Genomic DNA, 3,217 nt, shown 5'->3' on the forward strand with positions numbered 1-3,217 from the left:
AATGACCTGAGCGTGTGCTGTGGATGCAAATGTCAGCAGCACGGCGACAAGCACACACGCCGTGCGCCCGGCTATGGCCGTTACAGTTTTCCATCCCGGTTCCTCTTGCTCCGGGCGTATCGGCCATCCAGACCATAACTTCATTTTGTGAATATTTCTGGATGTGAGCAAGTATTTATAACAAACTATCAATGCATCTACTGATTTTCATTGCGTTTATATATCATAACTGTAACATTACACGCTATATTCATAATTTTATTGTTATCTTCGGAATAGATCTGTCATTCGGCATCCTTCGGAGCGGATCGTTGCGGGGTCGGGATTGCTTTATCGGCCGCCACAACGGCGCGAGCTCGGGATGCCGCCTTCAACACAAATCGAGGTGCGGGAAATGAATAAGTCCAACGAGCTGGAAATGGAAATACAGGTGCTTCACGAGCGCTTCTCCAGGTTGAGCGCGGCCGTGCTGCGCATCAGCTCGAGCCTGGATCTGGAGACCGTGCTCCAGGAAGTGATCGACAGCGCCCGCGCGCTGACCGGCACGAACAGGGGTGTGATCACGATGATCGACTTGCACGGGGATCTGCGGAACGTCCTGACTTCCGGCTTTTCGGACGAGGAGTTCCAGACGATCGTAGCGTGGCCGGACGGCCCGCGGCTCTTCGAACACCTCCAGAAGGATATGGGGCAGCCGTTCCGCATGACGGATCTGCCCGACTACCTGGAATCGGTTGGCCTCCCCGTCAATCCGTGGGCTTTGGGAACGATGCACTGCGCGCCGATGCACCACCGGGGCGAGCATCTCGGCTACTTGTTCCTCGGCGACAAGGAGAACGGCGAAGCGTTCGCGGCCAAGGACGAGGAAATCATGGTGCTTTTCGCCTCGCAGGCGGCGGCCGCTATCGCCAACGCCCGTACGTACCGGGATGAGCAGCGTACCCGGGCCGACCTTGAGGCTCTCGTGGAAACCTCGCCGGTCGGTGTTGCGGTGTTCGATGCCCGGACGGGCAATCCTGTATCGTTCAACCGGGAGTCGAGGCGGATCGTCGAGGGACTACGCACACCCGGCCACCCCGCAGAGCAGTTACTGGAGGTGTTGACGATCCGCTTCTCCGACGGGCGCGAGGTGACCCTCACGGAATTCCCGATGAAACAGTTGGTCGACGACGCCACGACCGTGCGAGGCGAGGAGGTCGTGCTCTCGGTTCCCGATGGCCGGAGCACTACGATACTCATCAATGTCACCCCGATCCACTCCGCCAACGGCGCGACCGAGTCGATGGTCGTCACCATGCAGGATCTGTCGCCAATTGAGGAGTTGAACCGGTTGCGGGCCGAGTTCCTGGGCATGGTGAGCCACGAGTTGCGCGCGCCACTCTTCGCGATCAAAGGTACGGCAGCGACCGTACTGAAGGCCCCGCGGGTTCTGGATCGGACCGAGGTTCGGCAGTTCTTCCGGATCGTCGAAGAGCAGGCCGATCATATGGATAACCTGATCAGCGACCTGCTGGATGCGGGGCGTATCGACTCCGGCACGCTGTCGATCGACCCCGAGCCGGTGAAGGTGACCGCGCTGGTCGATCAGGCCCGGACCACATTCGTGAGCGGCGGAGGCAGACAGACCATCCGCATCGACCTGCCGCCGGACCTGCCGCGTGTGATGGCCGACAGTCAGCGCATCGTCCAGGTGCTGAACAACCTCTTCGCCAACGCGTCCCGGTATGCTCCCGAGTCGTCCGCCATCCATGTCGGCGCAGTACGCGACGGTGTCCATGTCGCAATTTCGGTAACGGACGAAGGCCAGGGCGTGCCGCCCGAGCAGTTGCCCCATCTGTTTCGGAAGTACACCGACGTCGGTGAGGGGAAGCAGCCGCACGGAATCGGCCTGGGTCTGGTCATATGCAAGGGGCTGGTGGAGGCCCACGGGGGTCGCATCCGGGCCGAAAGCGCCGGACCCGGACAAGGTACCCGGTTCACCTTTACGATTCCCCTGGTTGAGGAGAGCAGAACCGGTGTGATGGAGAGCCCGTCGCATAGGCCGGGGCGCGCCGATCAGCAGAAGCCGCTTGTTCTCGTGGTGGACGACGACCCACAGTTTCTGGGGTATATACGGGGTGTTCTGAACGACGCCGATTTTAGCCCGCTCATGACCGGCGAGCCGAAAGAGGTGTCCGCCCTGATCGATAAGCACGAGCCCCATCTGGTGCTGCTGGACCTGCTGCTGCCTGAGATGGACGGCATAGAGCTGATGCAAAACGTTCCGGCGCTGGCCGACCGACCGGTCATCTTCGTGTCCGCCTATGGCCGGGATGAAACGATTGCAAGGGCCCTGGAGATGGGAGCGGTCGATTACATCGTCAAGCCGTTTTCGCCTACGGAGCTGGTGGCCAGGATTCAGGCTGCGCTGCGTAAGAGCGACGTGCGCCCCGAAACTTTCCAGTCAGGGACTCTGGTGATCAACTACGAGGAACGCCGGGTGACCGTGGACGGGCGCGCGGTACGGCTTACCGCAACCGAATATGATCTGCTCCGAGTCCTTTCGATCAACGCCGGTCGGGTAATGACCTACGAAAACCTGCTGCGTAGCGTGTGGCGGTCGAACAGCCTGGACGACACGTATCTGGTGCGGGCTTTCGTGGGGAAACTGCGACGCAAACTGGGCGACGATGCGAACAACCCAACGCACATCTTCACCGAGCCGCGGGTAGGCTACCGCATGCATAAGCCCGACGACTCGTCAGAGGCCACGAGTGTGTATACGTAAGAGCAATAACGATCCGGTCCGAAGGATGCCGAATGACAGGCACCCCCGAAAGTAACAGTAAAATTATGAATATAGCCTGTAATGTTACAGTTATGATATATAAATACAATGAAAATTGTTAGATGCATTGATAGTTTGTTATAAGTACTTGTTCACATCCGGAAATATTCACAAGATGAGATTATGGTCTGTATGGCCGGGCGCACGGCGTGTGTGCTTGTCGCCGTGCTGCTGACATCTTCATCCACAGCACACGCTCAGGTCATTGACGAAGGCGGGTTGCCTGTGAAGGGCGCGGCGGTTTCCGGTGCGTCTTTCTCGTTGTCCTGCCCGCCTCGCCTTATTGCCCGGGCAGGTGAATCCATTTCGTTGTCGTGTGCTGCAACGGGCGTATTCGAAGAGGGCGGCGTTCACTACGAGTGGCGCTCGCTCTCGGGAGATGATCTTCGT

Annotated in this window: 2 protein-coding genes; both read left to right on the forward strand. The window is 59.1% G+C overall.

What is annotated here, in order from left to right; all coding sequences use genetic code 11:
• Window positions 1-361: 361 nt before the first annotated feature.
• Window positions 362-2,767 carry a response regulator gene (locus F4Y00_01755; GenBank protein ID MYE03689.1) on the forward strand — a complete coding sequence of 802 codons (2,406 nt, stop codon included), beginning with the start codon at window positions 362-364 and terminating at the stop codon, window positions 2,765-2,767.
• Between the two features lie 192 nt (window positions 2,768-2,959).
• A partial coding sequence (locus F4Y00_01760; protein ID MYE03690.1) for a hypothetical protein occupies window positions 2,960-3,217 on the forward strand: 258 nt, incomplete at its 3' end.

The sequence above is a fragment of the Bacteroidetes bacterium SB0662_bin_6 genome (assembly GCA_009839485.1).
GTDB lineage: Bacteria > Bacteroidota > Rhodothermia > Rhodothermales > VXPQ01 > VXPQ01.